Source organism: uncultured Microbacterium sp. (assembly GCF_947489255.1).
GTDB lineage: Bacteria > Actinomycetota > Actinomycetes > Actinomycetales > Microbacteriaceae > Microbacterium > Microbacterium phycohabitans.
Map to the genome: position 1 here is coordinate 457591 of NZ_CANLCY010000001.1, position 24195 is coordinate 481785.

The 24195-nt window shown below is 70.8% G+C and carries 21 protein-coding genes and 1 pseudogene; 10 read left to right on the forward strand and 12 right to left on the reverse strand.

Features of this window, described 5'->3' with window-relative positions:
- Positions 1 to 14 precede the first annotated feature (14 nt).
- The gene (locus tag Q0818_RS02165) at positions 15 to 650 is read right to left on the reverse strand and encodes a response regulator transcription factor (RefSeq protein WP_298870830.1); all 636 of its coding nucleotides are present in this window, start codon (positions 648 to 650) and stop codon (positions 15 to 17) included.
- Positions 647 to 2332 (reverse strand): GAF domain-containing protein, encoded by a 1686-nt coding sequence (locus Q0818_RS02170; protein WP_298870835.1) that lies wholly within the window; start codon positions 2330 to 2332, stop codon positions 647 to 649. The genes Q0818_RS02165 and Q0818_RS02170 overlap by 4 nt, the downstream gene beginning before the upstream one ends.
- Before the next feature lie 122 nt (positions 2333 to 2454).
- Here Q0818_RS02170 and Q0818_RS02175 point away from each other — a divergent pair, with 122 nt between their 5' ends.
- Complete coding sequence (locus Q0818_RS02175) at positions 2455 to 3042, forward strand: pyridoxamine 5'-phosphate oxidase family protein (RefSeq protein WP_298870836.1); 588 nt, start codon at positions 2455 to 2457, stop codon at positions 3040 to 3042.
- 176 nt (positions 3043 to 3218) lie between these two features.
- Here the strand turns inward: Q0818_RS02175 and Q0818_RS02180 are convergent, their stop codons facing one another.
- From Q0818_RS02180 to Q0818_RS02195, 4 genes and pseudogenes are all read right to left on the reverse strand, one after another.
- Complete coding sequence (locus tag Q0818_RS02180; RefSeq protein ID WP_298870838.1) at positions 3219 to 4055, reverse strand: universal stress protein; 837 nt, start codon at positions 4053 to 4055, stop codon at positions 3219 to 3221.
- Between the two features lie 118 nt (positions 4056 to 4173).
- On the reverse strand, positions 4174 to 5202 hold the full coding sequence (locus Q0818_RS02185; protein WP_298870839.1) for an agmatine/peptidylarginine deiminase: 1029 nt from the start codon (positions 5200 to 5202) through the stop codon (positions 4174 to 4176).
- Positions 5203 to 5259: 57 nt separating this feature from the next.
- Positions 5260 to 8139 carry an aminotransferase gene (locus Q0818_RS02190; RefSeq protein WP_298870841.1) on the reverse strand — a complete coding sequence of 960 codons (2880 nt, stop codon included), beginning with the start codon at positions 8137 to 8139 and terminating at the stop codon, positions 5260 to 5262.
- Positions 8140 to 8504: 365 nt separating this feature from the next.
- A pseudogene (locus tag Q0818_RS02195) lies at positions 8505 to 10178 on the reverse strand (amidase); the annotation flags it as partial.
- A gap of 116 nt (positions 10179 to 10294) precedes the next feature.
- On the opposite strand from Q0818_RS02195, the gene Q0818_RS02200 reads away from it, so the two are divergent.
- Positions 10295 to 10975, forward strand: a complete 681-nt coding sequence (locus Q0818_RS02200) for a phosphatase PAP2 family protein (RefSeq protein ID WP_298870843.1) — start codon at positions 10295 to 10297, stop codon at positions 10973 to 10975.
- Between the two features lie 16 nt (positions 10976 to 10991).
- The gene (locus Q0818_RS02205; protein ID WP_298870846.1) at positions 10992 to 11807 is read left to right on the forward strand and encodes a DUF1206 domain-containing protein; all 816 of its coding nucleotides are present in this window, start codon (positions 10992 to 10994) and stop codon (positions 11805 to 11807) included.
- A gap of 9 nt (positions 11808 to 11816) precedes the next feature.
- On the opposite strand, the gene Q0818_RS02210 is transcribed toward Q0818_RS02205, so the two are convergent.
- The 3 genes from Q0818_RS02210 to Q0818_RS02220 form a co-directional block, all read right to left on the reverse strand.
- Positions 11817 to 12443, reverse strand: coding sequence for a TetR/AcrR family transcriptional regulator C-terminal domain-containing protein (locus Q0818_RS02210; RefSeq protein WP_298870849.1), 627 nt, complete (start codon positions 12441 to 12443; stop codon positions 11817 to 11819).
- A gap of 64 nt (positions 12444 to 12507) precedes the next feature.
- A complete protein-coding gene (locus Q0818_RS02215) occupies positions 12508 to 13764 on the reverse strand; it encodes a Fic/DOC family N-terminal domain-containing protein (protein WP_298870851.1) in 1257 nt (418 codons plus the stop codon).
- Between the two features lie 124 nt (positions 13765 to 13888).
- Positions 13889 to 14695 carry a DeoR/GlpR family DNA-binding transcription regulator gene (locus Q0818_RS02220; protein ID WP_298870853.1) on the reverse strand — a complete coding sequence of 269 codons (807 nt, stop codon included), beginning with the start codon at positions 14693 to 14695 and terminating at the stop codon, positions 13889 to 13891.
- Positions 14696 to 14929: 234 nt separating this feature from the next.
- On the opposite strand from Q0818_RS02220, the gene Q0818_RS02225 reads away from it, so the two are divergent.
- The 5 genes from Q0818_RS02225 to Q0818_RS02245 all read left to right on the forward strand — a co-directional run bounded on the left by Q0818_RS02225 (position 14930) and on the right by Q0818_RS02245 (position 20288).
- Positions 14930 to 16222 (forward strand): sugar ABC transporter substrate-binding protein, encoded by a 1293-nt coding sequence (locus Q0818_RS02225; RefSeq protein WP_298870855.1) that lies wholly within the window; start codon positions 14930 to 14932, stop codon positions 16220 to 16222.
- A gap of 73 nt (positions 16223 to 16295) precedes the next feature.
- Positions 16296 to 17225, forward strand: a complete 930-nt coding sequence (locus Q0818_RS02230) for a carbohydrate ABC transporter permease (protein WP_298870856.1) — start codon at positions 16296 to 16298, stop codon at positions 17223 to 17225.
- Position 17226: 1 nt separating this feature from the next.
- Complete coding sequence (locus tag Q0818_RS02235; RefSeq protein ID WP_298870858.1) at positions 17227 to 18126, forward strand: carbohydrate ABC transporter permease; 900 nt, start codon at positions 17227 to 17229, stop codon at positions 18124 to 18126.
- Positions 18127 to 18160: 34 nt separating this feature from the next.
- Entirely contained in the window at positions 18161 to 19024 is an 864-nt protein-coding gene (locus tag Q0818_RS02240) for a ketose-bisphosphate aldolase (protein ID WP_076673539.1), read from the forward strand.
- A gap of 19 nt (positions 19025 to 19043) precedes the next feature.
- Complete coding sequence (locus tag Q0818_RS02245) at positions 19044 to 20288, forward strand: ADP-dependent glucokinase/phosphofructokinase (RefSeq protein WP_298870862.1); 1245 nt, start codon at positions 19044 to 19046, stop codon at positions 20286 to 20288.
- Between the two features lie 99 nt (positions 20289 to 20387).
- Here the strand turns inward: Q0818_RS02245 and Q0818_RS02250 are convergent, their stop codons facing one another.
- Both Q0818_RS02250 and Q0818_RS02255 read right to left on the reverse strand, forming a co-directional pair.
- Entirely contained in the window at positions 20388 to 21491 is a 1104-nt protein-coding gene (locus tag Q0818_RS02250) for an FUSC family protein (protein WP_298870864.1), read from the reverse strand.
- 96 nt (positions 21492 to 21587) lie between these two features.
- Positions 21588 to 22553, reverse strand: coding sequence for an alpha/beta fold hydrolase (locus Q0818_RS02255; protein ID WP_298870866.1), 966 nt, complete (start codon positions 22551 to 22553; stop codon positions 21588 to 21590).
- 79 nt (positions 22554 to 22632) lie between these two features.
- On the opposite strand from Q0818_RS02255, the gene Q0818_RS02260 reads away from it, so the two are divergent.
- A complete protein-coding gene (locus Q0818_RS02260) occupies positions 22633 to 22872 on the forward strand; it encodes a DUF3072 domain-containing protein (RefSeq protein ID WP_298870869.1) in 240 nt (79 codons plus the stop codon).
- Between the two features lie 31 nt (positions 22873 to 22903).
- Here the strand turns inward: Q0818_RS02260 and Q0818_RS02265 are convergent, their stop codons facing one another.
- A complete protein-coding gene (locus Q0818_RS02265) occupies positions 22904 to 23437 on the reverse strand; it encodes a MarR family transcriptional regulator (RefSeq protein ID WP_298870872.1) in 534 nt (177 codons plus the stop codon).
- Positions 23438 to 23586: 149 nt separating this feature from the next.
- On the opposite strand from Q0818_RS02265, the gene Q0818_RS02270 reads away from it, so the two are divergent.
- Entirely contained in the window at positions 23587 to 24114 is a 528-nt protein-coding gene (locus Q0818_RS02270; RefSeq protein WP_298870874.1) for a MarR family transcriptional regulator, read from the forward strand.
- Positions 24115 to 24195: the final 81 nt, after the last annotated feature.

A 24195-nucleotide genomic window follows, 5' to 3' on the forward strand; every position in this document is an offset into this window, starting at 1 on the left:
GCCGGCGCCGCGCGTCAGCGGCCGGGATGCCCGAGATGCAGCACGGCCGCCTGCGTGCGCGAGCCGACGCCCAGTTTGAGCAGCAGCGACGACACGTAGTTCTTCACCGTCTTCTCGGCCAGGCCGAGACGCTCACCGATCTGGCGGTTGGTGAGGCCGTCGGCGATCAGGGCGAGCACCTGCCGCTCGCGGAGTCCGAGGGAGCCCCATCGCGGGTCGTCGTCGCGGGCGCCGTCCCTCAGGCTCGCCGCGGCGCGGGCCACGGTTCCGGCATCCAGGAGGATGCGGCCGGTGCTGACGGCGCGGATGTCGTCCAGCAGCCGCATGCCGGCGATGTTCTTCAGCAGATATCCGGACGCCCCGGCCAACACCGCGGCGGAGGTCGCGGTGTCGTCGTCGTAGGCCGTGAGGATGAGGCACGCGACCTCGGGCATCGACGAGCGGATCTGGCGGCAGAGATCGATCCCGCTGCCGTCGGGCAGGCGCACGTCGAGCACGACCACGTCCGGCCGGGCGGCTTCGATGCGCGCGAGCGCCTGACGGACGGTCCCCGCTTCGCCGACCACCTCGAGTCCCTCGACGCCGTCGATGAGGTCGGACAGCCCGCGCCGCACGATCTCGTGGTCGTCGACGAGGAAGACGCGTGTCATCGCTCGGATCCCCCTTCGGTCACGGTGTCGAGGGGCGCCCGCCATTCGGCGCGCGTTCCGCCGGGGCCGGTGGTCAGGGTCAGCGTCCCACCGCGTCGCGCGGCCCGCTCGGTGAGGTTGGCCAGCCCGCTCCGACGGTCGTCGCGGATGCCGACGCCGTCGTCCGTGACGACGATCGACACGTCCGGCCCGGTGAGGGCGACGTCGAGCGAGATGCTGTCCGCGCCCGCGTGGCGCACGCTGTTGGTCAGCAGCTCGCGGGCCACGCCCACGACGTCGTCGGCCAGCGGGCCGCGGATGGCGTGGTCGACCGCGCCGGCGAACCGCAGCGCGGGCGGGCGCCGCAGCGCCCCCGACACCTCGGCGACCACGTCGATCAGGCGGTGACGCAGCGAACTGCCGTCGCGGGCGGAGAGCGCGAAGACGACGGTGCGGATCTGCGTGATCGCGTCGTCGAGCTGGCGGATGACGTCACCGACGCGGTCGCGGTCCCCGGTGCGGTCGAGGGAGGCCGACATCGACTGGAGCGTGAGACCCGCGCCGAAGATCTGCTGGATCACGTGGTCGTGCAGGTCACGCGCGATACGCGCGCGCTCGTCGGTGAGCATGGCGCGCTGCTGCTCGGACTGCACGCGGGCGAGCTCCGTCGCGATGCTCGCCTGCGAGGCCAGGTCGTGGAGCACCTCGAGCTCGACGGCGGTGAACCCTCGCTCGCCCGGCGCCCGAGCGACGCACAGAGCGCCCCACGTGTGCTGCCGCGTCTGCAGGGGCGCGGCGATCGCGGGGCCGGTCTCGTGATCTCCGGTGATCGACGCCGGGTCCGGACGGTCCGCGACGGAAGGGACGGTGGCCACCCGGGCGCCGCCGTGGTGCATCGCCGCCCCCGCGATGGTGTGCGCACGATCGACGCTCGCGCCGATCACGTCGTCCTCTCCGGGGCCGCGAGCGGCAGCCACACGGAGCACCTCCGATCCGTCCACGGGGACGAGCACCGTCACGAGGCTGCCGTCGACGAGGTCGGCGACGCGTCTCGCGAGCAGGTCGTTCACGTCGTCGGACGGGGAGGCGAGGATCGTCGCCGACAGCTCCGCCGTCGCCGTCATCCACGTCGCCCGGGTGCGCGCCTCGTCGAGGAGGCGGGCGTTCTGGATGGCGAACCCCGCGGTGGATGCCAGAGCGCGGACGAGTTCCTCGTCCTCGGCCGAGAACGTCCCTCGCCGCGCATCGGTGAGGTAGAGGTTCCCGTACACCTCGCCGCGTACGCGGATGGGCGCCCCGAGGAACGACTCCATGCGCGGGTGGTGGGCGGGGAAGCCGACAGCCCGGGGATCCTCGCCGAGATGGTCGAGGCGGATCGGTTCGGGATGGGCGATGAGGGCGCCGAGAACACCTCGGCCACGCGGGAGGTGGCCGATGGCATCCGCGGTGTCGGCCGGGAGGCCGACGTGGATGAACTGATCGAGCGACGACCGGTCGGCGGCGATGATCCCGAGCGCTCCGTACTCGGCATCCACGAGGTCGACGGCCGCCTCGACGACGCGGCGCAGCACGACGGGCAGCTCGATCTCTCCGACGATCGTGTCGACCGCGCGGAGGAGACCGCGGAGGTGGTCCGCCGAGGACGTCTCGTCGGGGGCCGGGGGCGGCGCGTCGGCGGGCGGTGCGAGATGTTCGCTCGTCATCGCACGCTCCTCTCCCCGGATCCTCAATCTACGACCGGCGCCGGGGTCTGGCCAGGACCCGGGGGACCTTCGCCCCATCGCCGCCGGCGCCCGCGTGCTGGACTGGCGACAGGAGGCTCGCCATGACCCACGATCCGTTCCCGCCCCCGACCGTCCGGGAGCTCAGCACGTCCGACTGCTGGCGCCTGCTCGAATCCGAGCGGCTCGGCCGCCTCGCTCTCATCGATGCGTCCGGCGAACCCCTGATCTACCCGGTGAATTTCGCCGGGCGCGACGGCGTCATCTACCTGCGGAGCGCGGCCGACGCGAAGCTGCGTTTGCTGCGGTCGCGTCCGGCCGTCGCGTTCGAGGTCGACGGGCAGGATGCCGGCGATCGGTGGAGCGTGGTCGTGCGCGGAGACGCGGTGCCCGTCGATCTGGATGCCGAGATCCGGCGCGCCCGTGAGACGGGGTTGCGCTCGATGAGTCCGGAGGCGAAGCCCTACCTGGTGCGCATCTCTCCGCGCAGCATCACCGGACGTCGATTCCCGGAGCGCCCCGCCGACGCGCGGGAGGATGCGCTGCGCTCGCGGATCTTCCGGTCGCGGGAGGAAGCCCTTCCTGCGTCCGCGCGAGCGCCGCACCCGATCGCCAGCTTCACCCCTCGCGCCGAGGGACGACCGCCGGTGCCAGGCTCGTCGACGCCCGGCTCCTCGACGCCCGGCCCGTGACGGGCGACCGCCGGGGCCGCCCAGCGACGCGTGGCCCCGATGCGTGGCGATCCGACGCGCCCCGCTCCGACGCGCGCCGCCGGGGCCGCCCGCCGACGCATGACCCCGACGCGTGGCGATCCGACGCGCCCGCTCCGACCGGCGCCTCCGGGTGCGGGGCCCCGCAGGAGGCGCGTCTACCGGACGATGGCGGTCACGGTCGAGAGCTGCGTCAGCACTTCCTGACTCGTCGAGCCCAGAAGGAACCGCCCCAGGGTTCCGCGCCCGTGACTGCCCACGACGAGCAGGCGGGCGGAGCGCGACAGGCGTCGAAGGGCGGCCGCCGGGTACCCGGACTCGACGAGGGTGGTCACCGCGAGGTCGGGATAGTCCTGCCGGAGGCCCGCGAGCGAGATCGCCAGATCCTCCGTGGTGAGAGCCTGCATCCGCTCCAGGTAGTCCGGCGGGTAGCCCTCCAGCTCGAACGGGACCGGAACCGGCGACCAGGTCATGACCGCGGTCAGACCGTCGCCGGTGCGGTCGGCCTCCGCCGCGGCGAACGCGACCGCCTTCTCCGACGTCTCCGAGCCGTCGACCCCGACGACCACGCCCGCGCGCCCCCGTTCGCCGTCCTCCGGGACGGTGACGACGGGGCAGCGCGTCCCGGCGGCGATCCGCACGCCGCGTACGCCGCGCAGCCGCGGACCGTCGTGCACGAAGTCGCTCCCCAGGACGAGGAGGTCGACGCGCCCCGAGACGTCGATGAGCCGCGCCACGGGGTCTCCGCGTTCGACGAGGATCTCGGCATCCGCTCCCGCGGCGCGTGCGCTCGCGGCCGCCTCTTCCAGCAGAGTCGTCGTCCGCGAGAGGGCGTCACCGACGAGCATCTCCTCACCGACGATGCCCCACGCGGAGCCGACCACACCGACGAGCCGCAGCCGATCCCGGCGGGCGATCGCGCGTTCGATGGCCCAGTGGAGGGCGCTCTGCGCCCCCGGTGCGTCGGTGACTCCGACCGCGATGGTCCCGTTCATGATCGCTCCTCGCCTTCGCGCCGTGGATCGGCTCACGTCCATCGTCGCGTCGGCGCAGCGCTCCTGGCGGGACCTTCGACCCGTCGTCCGCCCCGGCTGTCCCGGCCGCGCCTCGCCCTCAGCCCACCGTCGGCTGCTGCTGCGTGATGCAGTGGATGCCGCCGCCGCGATCGAAGATCGGGCGGGAGTCGACCGTCACGACCCGGCGGCCGGGGTAGGCGTCGGCGATGATCTCGGCGGCGCGCGCGTCGGCGGCGGGGTCGCCGAAGCCGCAGAGCACCACGCCGTCGTTGGTGACGAGGTGGTTGATGTAGCTCCAGTCGACCCAGCCGTGGTCGTCGCGCAGGGTCGAGGGGGCGGGGATGCCGGTGATCGTCACCGACCGCCCGAGGGCGGCGAACGCGTCGGTCAGCTCGCGACGCACGAGCTGCGACACCTCGGCGTCGGGATGAGCGGCATCCGTCTGCTCGTGCACGAGCACGTGGTCGGGCGAGGCGAAGGTCGCGACGATGTCGACGTGGCCGTTGGTGCCGAGGTCGTCGTAGTCGCGGGTGAGTCCGCGCGAGAGCCAGATCGCGTCGGTCGCCCCGATCGTGCGGGCCAACTCGGCCTCCACCCGCGCGCGATCGGCGAAGGGGTTGCGCCGCGGGTCGAGCTGAACGGTGTCGGTGAGCAGCACGGTGCCCCGACCGTCGACGTGCAGGCCGCCGCCCTCGGCCACGAGCAGCGAGTCGATGCGTTCGGCGCCGACGTGCTCGGCGACCACGCGCGCGAGCAGCGCCGACTTCTGCCATTCGGCCCAGTCGGGGGCGCCCCAGCCGTTGAAGATCCAGTCCACGGCTCCGAGCACGCCCGGGCGGTCGGCGTCGACGACGAAGGTCGGGCCCACGTCGCGCATCCAGAACTCGTCGAGGGGCGCCTCGACGATCTCGATGTCGGCCGACAGCATGCGTCGGGCGCGCGCGATCTCGCTCGGATCGACGACCATCGTCACCGGCTCGAACAGCGCGACGGCGTGCGCGACCTCGGTCCACGCCCGGTAGCCCTCCGCGCGGGCCTCGGCATCGTCGCCGAGGGTGACGCCCTCGCGCGGGAACGCCATCCACGTGCGCTCGTGCGGGGCGGATTCGATGGGCATGCGCCACATGGCGGGCTCCTCGGGTCTGATCGGTTCGGGTTCGGTGGCGGGGGATGCCGGGTGGGGTCAGAAGCCGGTGGTGAGCACGCGGTCCAGCGCGTCGACGAAGACGTCGACCGAGGCGCGCGTGATCACCAGCGGAGGTTTGATCTTCAGCACGTTCTGGAAGTCGCCCGTCGGCTGCATGATGACGCCGAGCTCGAGCAGGCGGTCGCAGATCGCCGCGGTCTCGGCCGTGGCGGGTTCGAGACTCTCGCGGTCGCGGACGAACTCCACGCCGAGGTACAGCCCCGACCCGTGCACGGTGCCGATGAGCGGATACCGACGGCCGAGTTCCTCCAGGCGGTGCTTCAGGTGTCCGCCGACGACGCGGGCGTTCTCCTGGAGCCCCTCCTGCTCGATCACGTCGAGCACGGCCATGCCGATCGCCGACGAGACCGGCGATCCGCCGGTGGAGGAGAAGAAGTAGCCCTGCGTGCGGTAGCGGTCGGCCACCTCGCGGCGCGTGACGACCGCCCCGATCGGGTGTCCGCCGCCGATGGACTTCGCCACCGCGACGATGTCGGGCACGGTGTCCTGCTGCTGGAAGCCCCAGAACCAGTCGCCGAGGCGCCCGTAGCCGACCTGCACCTCGTCGGCGATCGCGAGCCCGCCGTGCCGGCGGATCGCGGCGTACACCTCGCGCAGGTACCCGTCCGGCAGGGCCACTCCACCGGCGTTGCCGAAGTAGGTCTCGGCGATCATGCCCGCGGGCGGGCGACCGGATGCCGCGAGCTCGTCGATCGCCGCAACGGCTTCGGGGGCGTATCTCGCGGCATCCGCTCCCCGGTGAACCCCGCGGTAGGAGTTGGCGGCGTCGACGGTGTGCACCCACTCGGGACGGGTCTCGAGGGCGAAGGGGTTGTCGGCGATCGAGGTCGAGACCGCATCGCTGGCGTAGGTCCACCCGTGGTACGCCTCGCGCATCGCGACGATGTCGGGGCGGCCGGTCGCGGCCATCGCGAGGCGGATCGCGAGGTCGGTCGCCTCGGAGCCGGAGTTGACGAAGAAGACCGTGTCGAAGCCCTCGGGCAGGGTCGCCGCGATCCGGTCGGCGTAGTCGGTGATCGCACGGTAGTGGAACCGCGAGTTGGTGTTGAGCAGGTGCATCTGCCGCGTGCCCGCCTCGACCACGCGCGGGTGGGCGTGCCCGACGGAAGCGACGTTGTTCACCATGTCGAGGTAGACCCGGCCGTTCACGTCGACGAGGTACTCGCGCCACCCCCGCTCGATGCGCGGGGGAGCGGCGAAGTAGTGCTCCTGCACCTCGGCGAGCACCCCGTGACGCCGCGCGAGGGAGTCGTCGGACGCCGGTGCGGGGGAGGGGAGGCCGAGGGCGGCGCCGGGGTCGCCGGCGACCTCGCGCCACGCGTCGGCGAGGGCGCGCGTGGTCCGCGGGGGAGGCACGAGTGCGCCGAGCGGTCGCCGCACCGACAGACGCGTCCGCGCGGGCAGGACCCCGGATGCCGCGTCGGCGGCGACGCCGGTGATCGCCAGGGTGCCGGCATCCCCCGTGACCGTGACCGTGAGCGTGTCACCGTCGACGCGGGCGGCGCCGTCGAGCTGTCGCGGCTCCGCGAGCCACACCAGGACGTCGGTCGGCACGGTCTCGGCGGTCGAGGGGAGTGGGTCGGTCGTGCCGGTGAGACGCGCGCTCCACGCGGGAGCCGTGACGACGTCGGCCCCGGCGTCGAGCGCGGCGAGGGCCGCGTCGTCGAGGGTCCGAGGGGCGAGCCAGGCTCCCGCGTCGTTCAGGGCGGACTCGGTCGAGGCGTCGAGCTCGACGTGGAGGCCGACCGGGAGCAGCGTCGGCCCCGTCCCCTCGCGCTCCGCCGGGGCCGGCCGGCCGAGGGCGGCGCGCGTCGCCGCGGTGATGACGGGGAGGGGCACGGATGCCGCCTGCTCGAGGATGCGGAATTCGCGCTCGAGCGCGACGGCGGCGTAGTCGTTCGCCTCGTCGAGGCGCACCTGCGCGCGCCCGCTGAGCACCAGCACCGCACCGCGGAGCACGACCAGCGGCCAGAGGGCGGTGATCTCGTCGTCGGTGAGGTCGCGCCGTCGATCGAACGCCCGGATCGCGGGGAAGGCGCTCTCGGGCGTCGCGCCGTCGTGGTGGAGCACCGACGAGACGGTCACGGCGATCTCGCCCACGCGCCACGACGCGCACACGTCGCCGAAGTCGATGACGGCGTCGGGCACGGTCGCGCCGGGGGCGCGCAGCACGTTGTCGTCGGTGACGTCGAAGTGCCCGGCCTGCATCGGCAGGGTCGCGGCGACCGGGGCCAGGGCCTCGCGTGCGGCCCGGGCTGCGCGTTCCACGACGGTCCGCACCGCGGCATCCGGCTCCTCCGGCAGGAGGGTGTCGATCACGCGCTCGGCGTGACGGAGGTCCCACTGCAGCACGCGGCCGCTCGCGGGGTGGGCGAAGTCGGCGAGCGCGAGGCTCACCGCACCCGCGAGCGCCCCCAGACCCTCCACGACGGCGGGGGAGAGGTAGCCCGAGCCGGTGAAGGTGCTGCCGGAGATGTTCTCGATCACGCGCGCGTGGATGCGGCCCTGACTCGAGTCCCACCACGTCGACATCGGCCCGCGCGGTCCATCGACGAGGCGGGGGATGCGCACGTGCGGGCTCCGCTCGGCGACGCGGGCCGCCGCGGCATCCTGCATGTCGATCTCGGCCTCGCTGAACACGGGGTTGCTGAGCTTGAGCACGCCCAGGGGCTCGGTCGACCCGAGGCGGAACACGCGGAAGTTCTGATCCTGCTGGCTGCCGAGCGCCCGCACGTCGATCTCGACGCCGAAGGTCTCGGCGAACAGCCGCGCGACCTCCTCGTCGGAGAGCGTCGGGGTGGGCAGGTCGACCTGGCGGAAGTAGTCGAACACCGAGACGGGGGTGGTGTCGTTCACGGGCTGTTCCTCGGGTGATTCGGGGGTCACAGGGGAGAGTCGGATGCCGTGCCGACGGCGCCGGCGACGGCTCCCTCGGCGTCGCGCACGGCGACGACCACGAGCGGTCCGTACGGGGCGACCCACTCGCTCACGGGCTCACCGTACGCGTCGGGAGCGACGCGGGCCACACCGTCGAGGCGGTCGCCCGAGCCCTCGGCGTCGACGCGCGCGCCGTCGACGAACACCGCGTGCTCGACGGCCGCGCCGCCGGTGATCGTCGCGCGGAACCGCACGAGGTCGCCCTGACGGCTCACCTCGTCGATGACGACCGCGAGCTCGCCCTCCGCAGCCGGCCGGGGCGCGGCGAAGAGCGCCTCGTCGGGCAGCGCGGGCGTCCGGCGAGGGGCGGTGCGGCGCTCGCCGAGGCCGACGATCGCGGCCCCCAGCTGCAGGAGCCGCGTGTCGCTGTACGCGGGCCCGGCGATGGTCAGGCCCACCGGCATCCCCGTGTCGGGCATGGTGCCCATCGGCACGGTGACGGTCGGGATGCCGAGGTGGCGGGGGACGAGGTTGCCGTTGGAGACCCACACGCCGTTGCGCCACGCGATGTCGGCCGAGGCGGGGTTCACGTCGGCGTCGGCGGGACCGACGTCGGACTGCGTGGGGAAGACCACGGCGTCGATGCCCTCGGCATCCATCCACTGCTCGAAGTCGACGCGGCGGGTGTGCTCCAGGCCGCGGAGCCCCTCCTCGAGGCTCGCGACGTCGCGCCAGTCCGGCTCCCACCCCTGGGCGCGGCTGACGTACTCGCCGATGTCGTACGAGATGTCGTAATGCCAGATGCCGTACCGGTCGGCGAGGGCGCCCGGCGGGTGCGGGAAGATCAGCGCCGGATCGGCGTCGGAGAGCCGGGGAAGGGCGGGGTCGCCGTTGGTGCGCAGGAACGTGTCCATCGCCCACACCGCGAGATCGCCCACCTCGTCGTCGAGGAAGTCGCGCGTCACGAAGCCGCGATCGAGGAAGTCCTCGTCGCCGTCGTGCAGCTTCTCGTAGCGGTCGACGACGGGGAAGTCGGTCTCGACCACCTCGGCGCCCGCGGCCTCGAGGTCGAGGCGCAGGGCGTTCCACAGCTGCATGATGCTGTCGCGTGTGACGATGGGCGAGGCGTTGTCGGGGTCGCCGTTGATGTAGACGCGGGGGACGGCGACGCGCAGGCCCGCGAGCGGGAGGGGCTCGAGGGCGGCGAACGACGCGGGCCGCACCTCGGACGGGCTCGGCAGCGGGATCCACGGCTGGGTGCGCCACAGATCGCCTTCGGTCTGCGGGTCGTCGGCCACGACGGCATCCAGCACGTGCTGCATGTCGCCGATCGTGCGGGTGTGGGGCACGACCACGTCCATCGTCGGCACCAGCGGCCAGTTGCCGCGCACCGAGATGACCCCGCGCGAGGGCGTGTAGGCGACGAGGGCGTTGTGCGAGGCGGGAGCGCGACCCGACGACCACGTCTCCTCGCCGAGCCCGAACGCGCAGAAGCTCGCCGCGGTGGCGGTGCCCGATCCGTTGGACGAGCCCGACCCGAAGGCGGATGCCAGGTACTCGCCGTTGTAGGGAGATTCGGCGCGGCCGTAGACCCCGCGCTGCATGCCGCCCGCAGCCATCGGGGGCATGTTCGTCAGGCCCAGGAAGACCGCCCCGGCGTCGCGCAGGCGCGCCACGGCGAAGGCGTCGTCGCCCGCGATGACCCCGGCGAAGGCGGGCGAGCCGGAGGCCACGGGGAGCCCCTCGACGCGGTAGCTGTCTTTGGCGGTGAAGGGGATGCCGTCGAGGGGGCCGAGCGCGGCGCCCCGGGCGCGACGCCGGTCGCTCGCGCGGGCCTCGTCGAACGCGCGGGGGTTGAGCACCGGGACGCTGTTGAGGCGGATGCCGGTGCGGTCGTACGCGGCGATGCGGTTGAGGTAGCGGGCGACGAGCTCGACGCTGGTGACGGTGCCGTCGTCGAGGGCGGCGCGCAGGCGGTCGATGTCGGCTTCGACGACGGTGAGGGCCTCGGAGGTCATGCGTGAAACCTACACCGTTTGTTTTACGGATTCGAGAGGGACTTCCGCCCCTGACGGATCCCCGCCGCCTCGGCAATGGCTATCGCTGCGCGCCACCGCCCTGGCACGATGCGGGGATGGATGCCACCACCGACGAACCCGCGCTGCTGCCCGACCGCCCGCGGACCGATGCGCGTCGCCCCGTCGCGCTGATCGTGGGCGTGATCGCGACCGTGCTCTTCGTGGCCCTGCGCCTCGCGGTCGATCTCGACGGGGGAGCACCCCTCGCGTTCGACCGGTGGTGGGACGACGCCATGGCCGCCCTCGCGAACCCGGTCGCGGTGATCGTCGCCTGGATCCCCGCCACCGTGGGCGGCACGATCGGCATGATCGTCATCGGCGTGTCGACCAGCATCGTCTTCCTGCTGGTCAAGCGCCCGTGGGACGCCCTGAACGTGGCGGGGGCCATCGCCCTGGTCGTGCTGATCGGCGCTCCTCTCGCGGCCGTCATCGCCCGGGCACGTCCCACGGACTCCCTGGCCGAGACGCAGGCGACCTCGTTCCCCTCCGGCCATACGGCGGTGGCCACGACGATCGCGATCACGCTCGCGCTGATCCTCCGGCGCGGATGGATCTGGGTCGCGGGGGTGGTCTGGGTGCTGCTCATGATGTGGAGCCGCACGTACCTCCACGCGCACTGGCTCTCCGACGTCGTGGCCGGGTTCCTCGAGGGCGTCGCGGTGTCGACGCTCGTGTGGGCGCTGATCGAGGTGTGGCGCGTGCGTCGCGCGCAACGGGTGGCCGAGGTCGACTCCTGAGCGCTAGCGTGCACGGATGACTTCCGCCTCCGCTTCCGCTTCCGCCGCGGCCGACAAGGCACAGGACTCCACCGCCTTCCGCGTCGCCGCGCGGATCGGCTACGTCGTCCTCGGGCTGCTGCACCTCCTGATCGGCGGGATCGCCATCTCGATCGCGACCGGCGCCGGGGGCGAGAGCGCCGACCAGAGCGGCGCGATCCAGCAGGTGGCGGCAGCGCCCGCGGGCATGCTGCTGCTCTGGGTCATCGTGATCGGTCTGGCGGCGCTCGCCGTGTGGCAGATCGCGGATGCCGTCGCCGAGCGCGATCCCGACACGAAGAAGCGCTGGGCGCACCGCGCGAAGTACGTCGGCACGGCCGTCGCGTACGGCGCCATCGGGATCACCGCCCTCACGGTCGTGCTGGGTGGGCGTTCGGAGTCGGGCGAATCGACACGGTCGTTGAGCGCGCAGCTGATGGCCGCTCCGGGCGGCATCTTCGTGCTGGTCCTCATCGGCCTCGTCGTGGCGGCGATCGGGGTCGCCTTCGTGGTGCGCGGCATCACGAAGGCCTTCATGAAGAGGCTCTCGAGCCCGGGCGGCGAGATCGGGCGGGGCATCCGCGTCTTCGGGATGGTCGGCTACATCGCCAAGGGCATCGCGGTCGGCGTCGCCGGCATCCTGTTCCTGGTCGCGGCCTTCGCGCACGATCCGAACGCGGCGGGCGGTCTCGATGCCGCGCTGCGCTCGCTCGCGGGGCTCCCCTTCGGGCAGTTCGTGCTCTGGCTCGTGGGTGCGGGCCTCGTCGTCTACGGCCTGTTCTGCTTCGCCCGCGCGCGCTACGCCCGCATGTGAGGCCGGCGCTCAGTCGACGCGGGGCCGCGCCCCGGTGATGAGCAGCGAGAGGCCGAGCTCGAAGGCGCGCGTGGCGACGGGGTCGCCCGGGTCGTGGTCGGAGAGGGTGGCGTAGGCGGCCGCGAAGCGCGGAACGTCCTCCTCCTGCCCCGTCGGGTCGAACATGACCGACGGTCCGCTCATGTCGAGCACGCTGCCGAGGATGAACGACTCGAACGCCGTCAGCAGCGGCAGGATGTCGTCGCTCGTCCAGCCGACGCGTTCGGCGGCGACGGCGAAATCCTCGTACTGCGACATCAGCAGCGGTGCCGACGAGCGGTGCGACATCAGCAGGGGGATCGTCTTCGGATGCCGGCGGAAGGCGTCGCGATACGACCGGGCCCACAGCAGCAGCCCCTCCTCCCACTCGCGGTCGCGGAGGGCGGACGAGTCGATGCGCGACGACACGAGCGCACGCACGTCCTCGATGAGGGCGGCCAGGTTCGGCACGTGGTTGTACAGCGACGTGGGGTGCACCTTGAGGCGGTCCGCGACGCGGCGGATGCTCGCACCCTCGCTGCCGTCGCGGTCGACGAGGGCGAGCGCGGCGCGGGCGATCTGCTCGCGCGAGAGCTTGGGCTGGGTCGGCCGGGGCACGGCGGGGCCTTTCGGTGGGGTCCGACCACGCTACGCCGAGCGTGTTCGACATTGAGAACCGGCGTCACCCAGCGCTGGGCGCCGAGATGATCTCCACGACTTCCGGCGCGCGGAACGCCATCACGCCGGGTACGGTTCGCTGCTCGAGAATTCCGAGTTCCGTGAGCTTCTTCACGGCGTTGCTCACGGCTTGGTAGGTGAGGCCCGTCGCGTCACGCAGCGTGGGAATATTCACGTACGGGCGACCGATGAGCAGATCCGCGATGTCTCTGACTGCACCTCGAGCCCCCGCGTCTCGGAGCCTCTCGTGGTACTGGGTCTGCAACTCGAGAAGACGGCGAATCCGCTCCGCCGAGTCGACGGCTGACGCTTCGATACCGTCCGCGAAGAACGAGATCCACTCGTCCCACTCACCTGTGGCGCTCACTCTCGCGAGGAGGTCTTGATACGTGTCGCGACGCTTCTCGAACCAGGGGGAGACACTGAGGAGACCTTCCGAGAGCAGCCCCAGGCCGACGAGCTGGAGGACGATGAGGAGTCGTCCGATGCGACCGTTGCCGTCGTTGAAGGGGTGAAGCGTCTCGAACTGATAGTGGGTCATTGCCGCTGCCACGAGCGGATCCAGATCGTCGTGAGCGGTCTGCATCCACGTCATCAGATCCTGCACGCCGGACTCGAGCTGCGCTCCTCCTGGCATCGGGATGAATTTCGCATCGGTGACGCGCCCACCGCGGCTGCCGATGACCACCTGGATGCGACGGATCCGGCCAGCCTCCTCCGTATCGGCCACCGTGCCCGTCACGAGCGTTCGGTGAAGGTCGCACAGGAGCCCCACGGTCACGGGGCGTCCTTGCTGCACCCACCGGAATCCGTTCTCGGCGGCCGTGACGTAGTTCAGCACCTCGCTGAGAGCGGCGGAACGCTCACTGCCGTGCATGACGTCAGCGGCGAGGACGTCTTCGAGGGGAGCGTAGGTGCCTTCGAGGGCCGACGTGCTCTGCGCCTCACGACGGAAGGTGGGCTGGCGGAGCAGTCCCGGGTTGATGACCAGGAGTGAGCCCTGCTGCAATCGACCGAGCGCGCGATTCGCCCGGGAGATCCGATTCCACGTTCCCGTCCGAAGAGTCGGCGGCTCGCCCAGCGGATGGGCCGCGAACGCGACGTGCTCGTAGCGATCGCCTCGTCCGTCCGTCCCGGAAATGGGCATCAGAGCGCCGACCGGACTTGCGGAGAAGTGCTCGCGATCCATGGCTCTCCCTTCAAGCGTGCTTGACTCGTCGCCGCGATCTTCAAGTAAATTGCGAATCGCTTGAAACAACAAGCGCGTAATTAAAGTCGGCGAGATTCACGCGCAGATGACCCACAAACGCCCGACGTCGTTCGCGATCGGTGAGGCAGGTCCCTTGGAACGGGGCACCGCGACGCTCGTGCGAGGGCGGGACGCCTCAGGGGGTCAGGACGGTGACCCCCGCCTCGGCGAGGGCGGCGGCGAGATCCGGAGACGGTGGCGCGTCGGTGATGAGGTAGTCCGCCTTCTCGAGGGGCGCGATCTGAGCGAACAGGCGCCGATCCAGCTTGCTGGAGTCGGCCAGGATCGCCGTGCGGTCGGCCTTCTGGATCATCTCGGTCATCATCGTGGCGTCGCCGAGGTTGCTCGTGGAGAAGCCCGAGCCGTCGACCGCGCCGACGGCGATCAGCGCGTAGTCGCACCGGATGTCGACGTCGGGGGAGTGCGAGTTCAGGGCGAGTGTGACGGGACCCGTGGTCGCCTGCGTGATCGTGCGCACGGCGCCGCCGAAGATGAACAGGTCGCGGAACGCCGAGGGGGAGATCTCGGCGGGGATGCGCAGATTGTTCGTCGCGATCGTGAGGTCGCGATGGTTGCGCAGCGCGCGGGCCACGGCGAGGGTCGTCGTCCCGGCGTTGAGCATGAGGACCGAGCCGTCCTCGATGAGGTCGACGGCCAGGGCCGCGATGCGCTCCTTCTCGGCGATCTGCATCTGCGAGCGCACGTCGAGGCCGCGATCGCGCCCGGGGACCGACATGGCGCTCACGGCACCGCCGTGGGTGCGCACGACGATGCCCTCGCGGTCGAGTTGATCGAGGTCGCGGCGGACCGTGTCGATGGAGACGCCGAAGTGCGAGGCGAGATCGACCACGGTGACCTGGCCCGAGTCGGCGACGTAGGCCGCGAGCTCGGCTTTGCGCCCCGCCGGCAGTCGCCGCTTCGTCGTGGCTGTGGATGCATCCATGCGGTCGTGTCTAGCACAGTGCTGCAGCAACAGATGCAGAATTCGAGGAAAAACAGCACGTAAGCGCATCTTGGTGCCGAAATGTGCCCGAGTTGCACGCGTTTCTTTGCCGCAATTGTCACGAATATGCATCAGTCGCTTGACCTGCCCCGCAGACGAGCGCATACTCGTGCTGAAAGACGCAAGAACGCGCAGAACAGCGCGAAATGCGGCAGATCTCAACGAGGAGAAACGATGGACAACAGCGGGCGCCGGCGTCGGAACGCCATCAAGCTCGTCGGTGTCGCGGCAGCGGCCACGACCCTCCTGGCCATGGCGGGGTGCTCGTCGAACTCGTCGGCCACCTCGGCCGACGGAGACGTCACGATCGAGTTCGCGCAGTGGTGGGAGCCGGAACTCGGCGACGGCCAGTTCCGCGGTCTCATGGACCAGTTCGAAGCGGAGAACCCGGGCATCAAGGTCGACTTGGTGAGCGGCCCCTACGCGTCGACGAAGGAGCAGCTCTTCGCCGGTGCGGCCTCCGGCACGATGCCCGACGTCGTCGGTCTCGACGGTGCGTGGGTGAGCGACTTCGCCAAACAGGGCGTCATCGCCGACCTGTCGAAGCTGATGAGCGATTCCGGCTACGACGAGAGCCAGCTCGCCAGCCAGATCAAGGTCGACGGCAGCACCTACATGATCCCGGTGGTGAACTTCGTCTACCCGATGTTCACCAACGACGGTCTGCTCTCGCAGGCGGGCGTCTCGGCCCCGCCGTCGACGCGCACCGAGTTCGCCGACGCCGCGAAGAAGATCAAGGCGCTCGGCGGCGACGTCTCGGGCTGGGTGCTCCCGCTCTCGCTCGAGGCCCCCAACGGCGTCCAGAACGACGTGATGTCGTGGGTCTGGGCCTCCGGCGGATCGATGCTGAAGGACGGCCAGCCCGACCTGACCAACTCCGACGTCGCGTCGGCTACCGACTACATCCAGCAGCTCTGGGACGACGGCGTCATCGCCCCCGGATCCTTCACCATGAAGGAGCAGGACAAGGTCGAGGAGTTCACCAACGGCCGCGTCGGGATGATGATCGACTCGCTCGCGCACATCAACCTCATCCGCGAGTCCAACCCCGACCTGAAGTTCTCGATCTCGGCGATCCCCGCCGAGGACGGCTTCTCGGGCGAGCGCGGCATCCCCTACGCCTCGTGGGGCATCGGCGTCGCCGAGAACTCCGAGCACAAGGACGCCGCCTTCAAGCTCGTGCAGTTCCTGATGAGCAAGGACGTCAACAGCGAGCTGTCGACGATGGCGAAGGCCTTCCCCGGCAACACCGAGAGCGTGCCGACCTTCGTCGAGGACGACGAGCTGTTCAAGACGGCGTTCGACATCTACAAGGAGGGGTACCCGGCGAACGAGTTCACCGGTCTCCCCGTCGCCGAGGAGCTCATGCGCCAGTTCGGCGAGCAGTTCCAGTCCGCGCTCGACGGTCAGCAGTCCATGAGCGACGCGCTGAAGAAGACGCAGGACGAATGGACGTCGGAGTTCTGATCCGACCCCGATCCGGGATGCCGCACCGCCCCCGCGGGTGGTGCGGCATCCCGCTCATCGAAAGCCGCACACCATGACAATGCGCACCCTGACTCCCCCCGACACCGAGGTGATCGTCACCGGACGACCGGTCTCGCGCCGCACCCGGCAGCTCCGTAAGGCCGGAGAGGCCTACGTCTTCCTCTCTCCCACGCTGATCCTGCTGTTCGTCCTGATGATCGTCCCGATCGTCATGGTGATCGGCTACTCGTTCCAGGACAACGTCATCCTGAACAAGAGCCCCGAGATCGTGGGCGCCGACAACTACGTCGCGATCCTCACCGACCCGGGCTTCTGGAAGGCGACGGGCAACACCCTCTTCTTCACGCTCACGAGCGTCGCCGCCCACCTCGTTCTGGGCCTGTCGTTCGCGATGATGCTGAACTCGCGCCTCATCGGCGCCGTCCCCCGGGCGATCTTCCGCGGCCTATACGTGCTGCCGTGGCTGTTCACCGTCGCGGTCATCGCGGTGCTCTGGCGCATGCTGCTCGCCCCCAACGGCATCGTCAACTTCCTGCTCAACACCGATATCGAGTGGCTCGCGTCTCCCTCGTTGGCCCTCGGCACGGTCACCTTCATCAACATCTGGGCCGGGTACCCGTTCTTCATGGTCAGCCTGCTCGCCGGTCTCCAGGGCATCCCGAGCGACCTGTACGAGGCGGCGACGGTCGACGGCGCCAGCCCCGCGCAGCGCTTCTGGAACGTCACCATCCCGCAGCTGCGCCCGATCATCGTCAGCCTCGTGCTGCTCGATCTCATCTGGACCTCGCAGCAGTTCGCACTGATCTGGCTGACCACGGGCGGCGGTCCGATCGACGTCACCGAGATGCTCAGCACGTTCACCTACAAGCTCGCATTCGCCAAGTACGACTTCTCCATGGCATCCACCTCGGCGGTGCTGGTGCTGGCGATGTCGATGATCATCGCGGTGCTCTACGTCCGCCACCAGAAGGCGAGGGACTGACATGGCCCTGACCACCCCCGCGCGCCCGCGCGTGTCGACCGCGCCGGCGCGTCAGCGCCCCTCGAGCACCGTCACCCGGCGGCGCGTCGCCAAGATCGCCGTGATGATCGGCCTGGTGCTCGGTGCCGTCTTCGCCGCCGGTCCCGTGCTGTGGATGCTGTCGAGCTCGTTCAAGTCGAACACGCAGATCTTCGAGCTGCCGCCGCGTCTGATCACCGACACCTTCTCGTTCGACGCCTACGTGTCGATCTTCACCAACCCCGAGACCGTGCGGTTCTTCATCAACAGCTACGTCGTGGCGGGGGCGGTGACGATCCTGACGCTGCTCGTGGCCATACAGGCCGCCTACGCCTTCAGCCGCTTCGAGTTCCGGGGCAAGCGCATCGTCAACGTCATCATCGTCAGCGTCCAGGCGGTGCCGCCGATCACCCTCCTGATCCCGTACTTCGGGCTCATGGTGGGGCTGGGGCTCTACAACACCTACCCCGGGCTGATCTTCACCTACATGGTGTTCACGCTGCCCTACGCGATCATCATGATGACCGGGTACTTCAACACCCTGCCGAAGGAGCTCGACGAGGCCGTCCGCGTCGACGGCGCCGGGTCCTTCACCGCCCTGTGGCGCGTGCTCGTGCCGATCTCGATCCCCGGCATCGTGTCGGTCGGCATCTACACGTTCATGATCGCGTGGAACGAGTTCCTGTTCGCCCTGACCCTCACGCGCACGATCGACATGCGCACGGTGCCGATCGGCATCCAGCTGCTCATGGGCCAGCACTCCTACGAGTGGAACCAGATCATGGCGATGAGCATCCTCGGCTCGATCCCGGTGCTGGTGCTCTTCCTCTTCTTCCAACGCTTCTTCATCAGCGGCCTCACAGCCGGCTCGGTGAAGAGCTGATCCCGCCTACCCAACCCCGAACAAGGAGAAATCCGTGCTCTACACCGGCAAGTCCATCCTCGACGTGGCGAACGCCCACAGCTTCGCCATCCCGGCCTTCAACATCAGCGACTGGGCGATGTTCACCGGGATCATGGACATCAGCGAGGAGAAGAACGCTCCGGTCATCATCGCCATCCACCCCGACGAGGTCTCGCACATCACCACCGACCTGATCCCCGCGATGCACGCCCGCGCACACCGCTCGAGCGTGCCCGTGGCCATCCACTGGGATCACGGCGGAACGTACGAGCAGATCATCACCGCGATCCAGGCCGGATTCACCTCGGTCATGATCGACGCCTCCCTCGAGCCCTTCGAGCAGAACGTCGCCCTGACCCGCAAGGTCGTCGAGGCCGCTCACGCGGTCGGCGTGCAGGTCGAGGGCGAGCTCGGCACGATCGGCGCGAACGACAGCTACGGCGAGTCGGGTGCGGCCGAGATCATCTACACGAACGTCGACGACGCGGTGCGCTTCGTCGAGCAGACGGGCGTCGACAGCCTCGCGATCGCCATCGGCACCTCGCACGGGCTCTACCCCTCCGACAAGAACCCCGAGCTGCGCCACGACCTGCTCGAGCAGATCAAGGCGGCCGTCGGCATCCCGCTGGTGCTGCACGGCGGTTCCAGCAACCCGGATGCCGAACTCGCCCGCGCCGTGTCGCTCGGCATCAACAAGATCAACATCTCCAGCGACATCAAGGTGGCGTACCACGACCGCATGCGCGAGGTGCTCGGCACCGACCGTCGCCTGCGCGAGCCGAACGCCATCCAGCCGGAGCCCATCGCGGCCATGAAGGTCACGGCCGCGGAGAAGATCGACCTGTTCGGCGCCGCCGGCAAGGCCGACCTGTACTGATCGGACGGGAAACGGCGACATGGCGGAAGACCTCGTCCTCGGACTCGGCGGCACGGTCGACTACGAGATCCGATGGGATGTCGAGGTGCTCTCGACCCTCGCGCGGGAGTACGGCATCCGCCTCGACGAGCTGACCACCACGACGCCGATCATCGACGAGCGCTCCCTCGTCGTCACGGTGCTCGCCTTCCTCGCCACGGGCGGGGGAGGCGAGCGGTTCGTGCTGTCGTCGCAGATCGTCGAGCGCTTCGCCGGGCACTTCGGCGTCGAGGTGACGCTCGGGGGGACGGGCGTGCGGGCGGGCATCGCCCTCGACCGCATCGGCGTGCCGACCGTGCAGCACCTGGTCAGCATCGACGACAACGTGCGGCGCCTGCTGCCGCGGTCGATGCGGGTGGTGTCGTCGGCGACCCGCGACACGCTCGACCCGCACCTCATCGTGCAGTACCCCGAGGGGGCGACCGTTCGTCTGCTCGATGCGGAGGTGACGGCACCCTCCTCGAACCGCATCATCCTCGCCAACGACGCTCCCAATCGCGAGATGGCGATCGCCGCCGACCTCGGCGACGCCCTCGCGGACGCCTCCGCGTTCCTCGTCTCCGGCTTCAACACGATGCAGGATGCCGACCTGCTGGCGCGCCGGCTCGACGACCTCGTCGGGGCCATGCAGCGTCTTCCCGCGACGGCTCTCGTCTACTACGAGGACGCGGGGTTCTATCGGCGCGAGTTGTCGGCGGCCGTGCGGGAACGCCTGCTCGAACGCATCGACGTGTACGGCATGAACGAAGACGAGCTGCAGGAGTACCTCGGTCGTCCCGTCGACCTCCTCTCGCCCGACGACGTCGTGGCCGCCCTCGCCGAAGCGCATCGGCTGATCCCGGCGCGCGCCCTCGTCGTGCACACGAAGTACTGGGCGATCGCGGTGGGTCCCCGGGCCTCGGCGCACCGCGCGGGGCTGGAGAGCGCGGTGCGCACGGCGGCGACGCGGTATCGCCTCGGCGACGCCTGCACGGCACCCGATCTCGACGAGACGGCGCGGCTGCCCCGTCATGCCGGCGGAGCGACGGTCGTCGCGGAGGTCGAGCGATCTCTGCCCGCCGCGGGGGTGGCGGCGTACGTGGTCGACACCCCTCACCCCACGACGATCGGCCTCGGCGACACGTTCGTCGGCGGCTTCCTCGCGGCCGTGCCCTCGGCCGCGCGCGTCGCGACCGCCGCCGCGCTCGAGAGGGCTCTCGACGCCGCGGCGACGATGGCACGCTGATCCGCTCGCGCCACCGCGCCCGAGGGTCCGGCTGAGGATCGCCGGGGGCAGCAGAACGCCCCGGAGCCCCCGGGTCGGCATCCGGCGCGATCCCTCGGATCACCGCGCGCCGGTCGCGGCATCCGGGTCGGAGAACGGACCGCACGCCGCGATGACCCGGCGCAGCGCCACGGCGGCCTCCCACCCGTCGAGGGGTTCGTCGTCGGCGTCCAGGCGGCGCAGGCGCTGCGTGTAGGCGCTGAGGGCGGCGTCGGCCGCGCGGAGCTGTGCGGCGGTTCCCTCGGGCTCGGGGGGTGTCGTCACCAGTCGCGACACCGCGCGGACGGCCTCGGCGAGGGTGCGGCGCGCCTCGGTGGGCAGGCGGGCGTCGGCGTCGGGTCCGGCCGTGAGCCGGGTCAGGGCGGCGACGAGCTCGCGGGTCGCGTCCGCAGTGCCGGTGAGGGCGTCGAGACGTCGACGGCCGAGATCGCGCGGGGCCTGGAGCCGGCGTCCGCGGGGGTTGTACCGGCGGCTCTCGTCGGCCAGGTCCACCTCCTCGCGCACGTCGGCCAGCGTGGCCGTGAGTCCCTCCGTCGCGGCGTCGGCGGCCACAGGATCGAAGGCGTGACCGGCCAGGGCATCGGCAATGCGGTCCAGGGCGGAACCGAGCGCATCGCGCAGCCGCGTCATGCGGTCGTCGGCGCGCCCCACGCGCAGCGGCGGCACGATGACGAGGTTCACGACCACGCCCACCAGCACACCGAACGCCATCGTCATCAGGTACGACGACGAATAGCCGTCGGGGTCCGCCCCGCCGAGCAGGAGCACGAACAGGGCCGCGACCGCCACCCAGTCACGGCCGACGCCGAGCGCGCGCACCCCGGCCAGCAGCACGCCGAAGAGGATGACGATGGCCACCGCGACGATGCGGGGCAGCCCCGTGCCCACCACCGCGAGCGAGATCAGGCCCAGGCCGATGCCCAGCGCCAGACCGACGACGGCCTGCACGCCGCTCGAGGCGGAGCGGGCGACCGTCGGGTACATGCTCACGAGCACGCCGAGCGGGGCGTAGTACGAGTACTCGCTCTGCGCGAAAGGCACCAACGGTGCCAGGTACCACGCGAGGGCGGCGGCCGCGGCGGTCTTGGCCGCCAGCAGCAGCCGGTCGGCGGACACGGCGTCAGACCACCACCGACGGGGGTCGAGGGCGGGGGGAAAGGTCATCGCAGCGGGGTGCGGGGGCGAGGCGGCACGTTCCCATGCTGGGCGTCGAGCCCCCGGGCGTCGCGGGGGTTGCCGCGCGGGAGAGGCGGGGGTAGGTCAGCGTCCGGGGCGGTAGGCGTTCCACAGCACGTGCGCGTGCCGGGCCTTCGCCTTCTCGACCCCGTCGTCGTCGTTGCGCGCCGAGCTGAACCACTCGGCGAGGCGGCTGGCCACGGCCCCGACCACCATGCGCAGGTCGGCGTGACGCGCCGGCGGAACCGCGGCCTCGGCCGCCGGCATCCGTCCCTTGCGGGGGAGGTCGTCGTCGATGTGGCGCAGGACGAGCCGCGCGACCCCCACCGCGTGACTGTTGACGACGCAGTGCGCGGCCCCCTGGATCTCCCACCGTCGCGCGTCACGGGCACGGGCGACCAGGCGCGAATGCAGCCGCCGCGGGGAGGGGCGGTCGAACTCGCCGCGCAGCAGCAGGAGCGTCGCGTGACCCGCTCCGATCCGGTCGGAGATGCGGTAGCGCAGCATGTAGGGGAGCACCTCGAAGAAGTAGACCACGCCGCACAGCAGGTACGCCGAGAGCGCCAGCAGCGCGACGTGCAGCGATTCGCGCGCGGTCGACTGGGCGAAACGCACCGCCTGCACCACGGCCCCCGACTCGTCCTCGTCGACGACCGGGCTCACGAGCACGGCGTGCGACAGGCGCGGCCGACGCGAGAGCACCTCCGTCACGACCTGCGTCCCCATCGAATGCCCGACGAGCACGGGGTCGGTCAGACCGTAGTGGTCGATCATGCCCTCGACCTGATCGGCGAAGAAGGCGGCGGTGGGCTGAGCGCCGGATGCCGGCACGCCGGCGAATCCGGGGAGGTCGAGCGCATAGACCTCGCCCCTCTCGGCCAGCAGGGGTGCGAGGAATTCGAAGTACGTCGACGCGACCCCGATTCCCGCGATCAGGACGAAAGGGCGCTCCGCGGTCGCGCCGGTCGACACGCGCGTGACGCGCGTGCGCGCGGCGGCAGAGCGGTACGACTCGACCTGCACGTCGAGGGAACGGTGGTCGGAGGCCATCGTCCAAGGATGCCGCACCCGGTGGGGCGGCCTGTCAATCCCGGGGGGCGTGCCGGACCCGGCCGCCTAGCCTTCGGGGATGAGCGATACATCCCGCGAAGAAGAGACCCTGGGTGCCGTCCGCGAGGGTGAGAACCCCGCTGAGAAGGACCCGTCCGACTGGGTCACCGGCGACGAGCCGATGACCGCTCCCCAGCGCAGCTACCTCGACACGCTCGCCCGCGAGGCGGGCGAGGAGATCCCGGCCGACCTCACCAAGGCCGAGGCCTCGGAGCAGATCGACCGCCTGCAGAACGAGACCGGCCGCTCGACCGAGTGATCCGCGTCGTCGAGCGTCCCGTACGTGCCGATCAGGCCGTGCGGGACGCTTCGTCGTCTGCGGCCCCGTCGTCGGCGGCCATACCGTCGTCATCCCCGTCTTCGGCGGCCAGATCGTCGATGTCCGCTCGTTCGCCTCGTGCGATGTCGTCGAGGAAGTCGGCGACGATGCGGCGCTCGACCGGACCGAGCTTCGCGGCGGCCGCGCTCGCCGATGCGCGTCGCACCGACAGGATGCGGCGCGCGGGTGAGGAGTCGGCGATCGTCTCGCGCACGACGATCGAGCGCCGGTCGCCCGGATAGGGCTCTCGCTCGACCCATCCGGCTTCGGCGAGGCGATCGATGAGCGCCGTCGTCGCCGCCGACGAGATCCCCAGCATCGCGGCGAGCATGCGCGGCGTGACCGGCTCGTCGTCGGGCAGGCGCTGCAGAAGGAAGCGCAGCACCTTCGCATCGTTGGGGCCGATCCCCAGAGTGCTCAGGGCCACGCGTTCGGAGGCCACGCCCGAGTCGGTGAGGTCGTTGAGGGCCTTCACCACGTCGTCCGCCGTCGCTGTGCTTCTCATCTCGCCTCCCCGTGTCTCTCGTTGCGCTAGTGTCTTCGATGTCGATCTACGCGCATGTCGAGTAGATAGCTGATCTACTTACCATCGTACCTGTCCGCCATGCGCATCGGCAGGGGGCTGGACGACCTCCCCTGACGTAAGCTGCCCTGGTGGAAAACGGGTCCGAGTCGTCGCGCTACTGGTACGGCGCGAGCGAAGAAGACCGCGGCCGTCGCGCCGTCGACGTGCTGCAGGCCTTCCGCGTCTACCGTGCGGCCGAGGTCGCGATGCGCCGGCGCACGCGCGAATCGATGTCGATGGGCGAGAACGAGCTCCTCGTGCTGCGCTATCTGTTGAAGGCGGCGGGACAGGACCGCCAGGTCTCGCCGAGCGAGCTCACCCGCTACCTCGGCGTCTCCACCGCGTCGACCACCGCGATCGTCGATCGTCTCGAGAAGTCCGGCCACGTCACGCGCGTGCCGCACCCCACCGACCGTCGCAGCATCTTCATCGTGGCCACCGCCGCGAGCGACGAAGAGGTGCGTGCGACCCTCGGGTCGATGCACTCCCGCATGATGGCGGCCGTCGTCGACATGACGCCCGAAGAGAGTGCGGCCGTCATCGCGTGTCTCGGTCGCCTGCAGGACGCGGTCGATCAGGTCGATCCCCACCCCGTCGCGGTCGACGCCGCGCACTGAGTCCCCGGTCGAACGGGTCGTAAGTAAGTAGGCGGCCTTCTTTCCTCCGCAGCATTAGGCCGCTCGGCGTGGCCGTGAAAC

Bases quoted from the DNA above. Each gene is read 5' to 3' on its own strand.
- Q0818_RS02230 (WP_298870856.1), top strand. From the start codon at position 16,296: ATGACAATGCGCACCCTGACTCCCCCCGACACCGAGGTGATCGTCACC.
- Q0818_RS02265 (WP_298870872.1), bottom strand. From the start codon at position 23,437: ATGAGAAGCACAGCGACGGCGGACGACGTGGTGAAGGCCCTCAACGAC.
- Q0818_RS02235 (WP_298870858.1), top strand. From the start codon at position 17,227: ATGGCCCTGACCACCCCCGCGCGCCCGCGCGTGTCGACCGCGCCGGCG.
- Q0818_RS02255 (WP_298870866.1), bottom strand. From the start codon at position 22,553: ATGGCCTCCGACCACCGTTCCCTCGACGTGCAGGTCGAGTCGTACCGC.
- Q0818_RS02205 (WP_298870846.1), top strand. From the start codon at position 10,992: ATGACTTCCGCCTCCGCTTCCGCTTCCGCCGCGGCCGACAAGGCACAG.
- Q0818_RS02200 (WP_298870843.1), top strand. From the start codon at position 10,295: ATGGATGCCACCACCGACGAACCCGCGCTGCTGCCCGACCGCCCGCGG.
- Q0818_RS02175 (WP_298870836.1), top strand. From the start codon at position 2,455: ATGACCCACGATCCGTTCCCGCCCCCGACCGTCCGGGAGCTCAGCACG.
- Q0818_RS02185 (WP_298870839.1), bottom strand. From the start codon at position 5,202: ATGTGGCGCATGCCCATCGAATCCGCCCCGCACGAGCGCACGTGGATG.
- Q0818_RS02170 (WP_298870835.1), bottom strand. From the start codon at position 2,332: ATGACGAGCGAACATCTCGCACCGCCCGCCGACGCGCCGCCCCCGGCC.
- Q0818_RS02225 (WP_298870855.1), top strand. From the start codon at position 14,930: ATGGACAACAGCGGGCGCCGGCGTCGGAACGCCATCAAGCTCGTCGGT.
- Q0818_RS02245 (WP_298870862.1), top strand. From the start codon at position 19,044: ATGGCGGAAGACCTCGTCCTCGGACTCGGCGGCACGGTCGACTACGAG.
- Q0818_RS02250 (WP_298870864.1), bottom strand. From the start codon at position 21,491: ATGACCTTTCCCCCCGCCCTCGACCCCCGTCGGTGGTGGTCTGACGCC.
- Q0818_RS02165 (WP_298870830.1), bottom strand. From the start codon at position 650: ATGACACGCGTCTTCCTCGTCGACGACCACGAGATCGTGCGGCGCGGG.
- Q0818_RS02260 (WP_298870869.1), top strand. From the start codon at position 22,633: ATGAGCGATACATCCCGCGAAGAAGAGACCCTGGGTGCCGTCCGCGAG.
- Q0818_RS02180 (WP_298870838.1), bottom strand. From the start codon at position 4,055: ATGAACGGGACCATCGCGGTCGGAGTCACCGACGCACCGGGGGCGCAG.
- Q0818_RS02220 (WP_298870853.1), bottom strand. From the start codon at position 14,695: ATGGATGCATCCACAGCCACGACGAAGCGGCGACTGCCGGCGGGGCGC.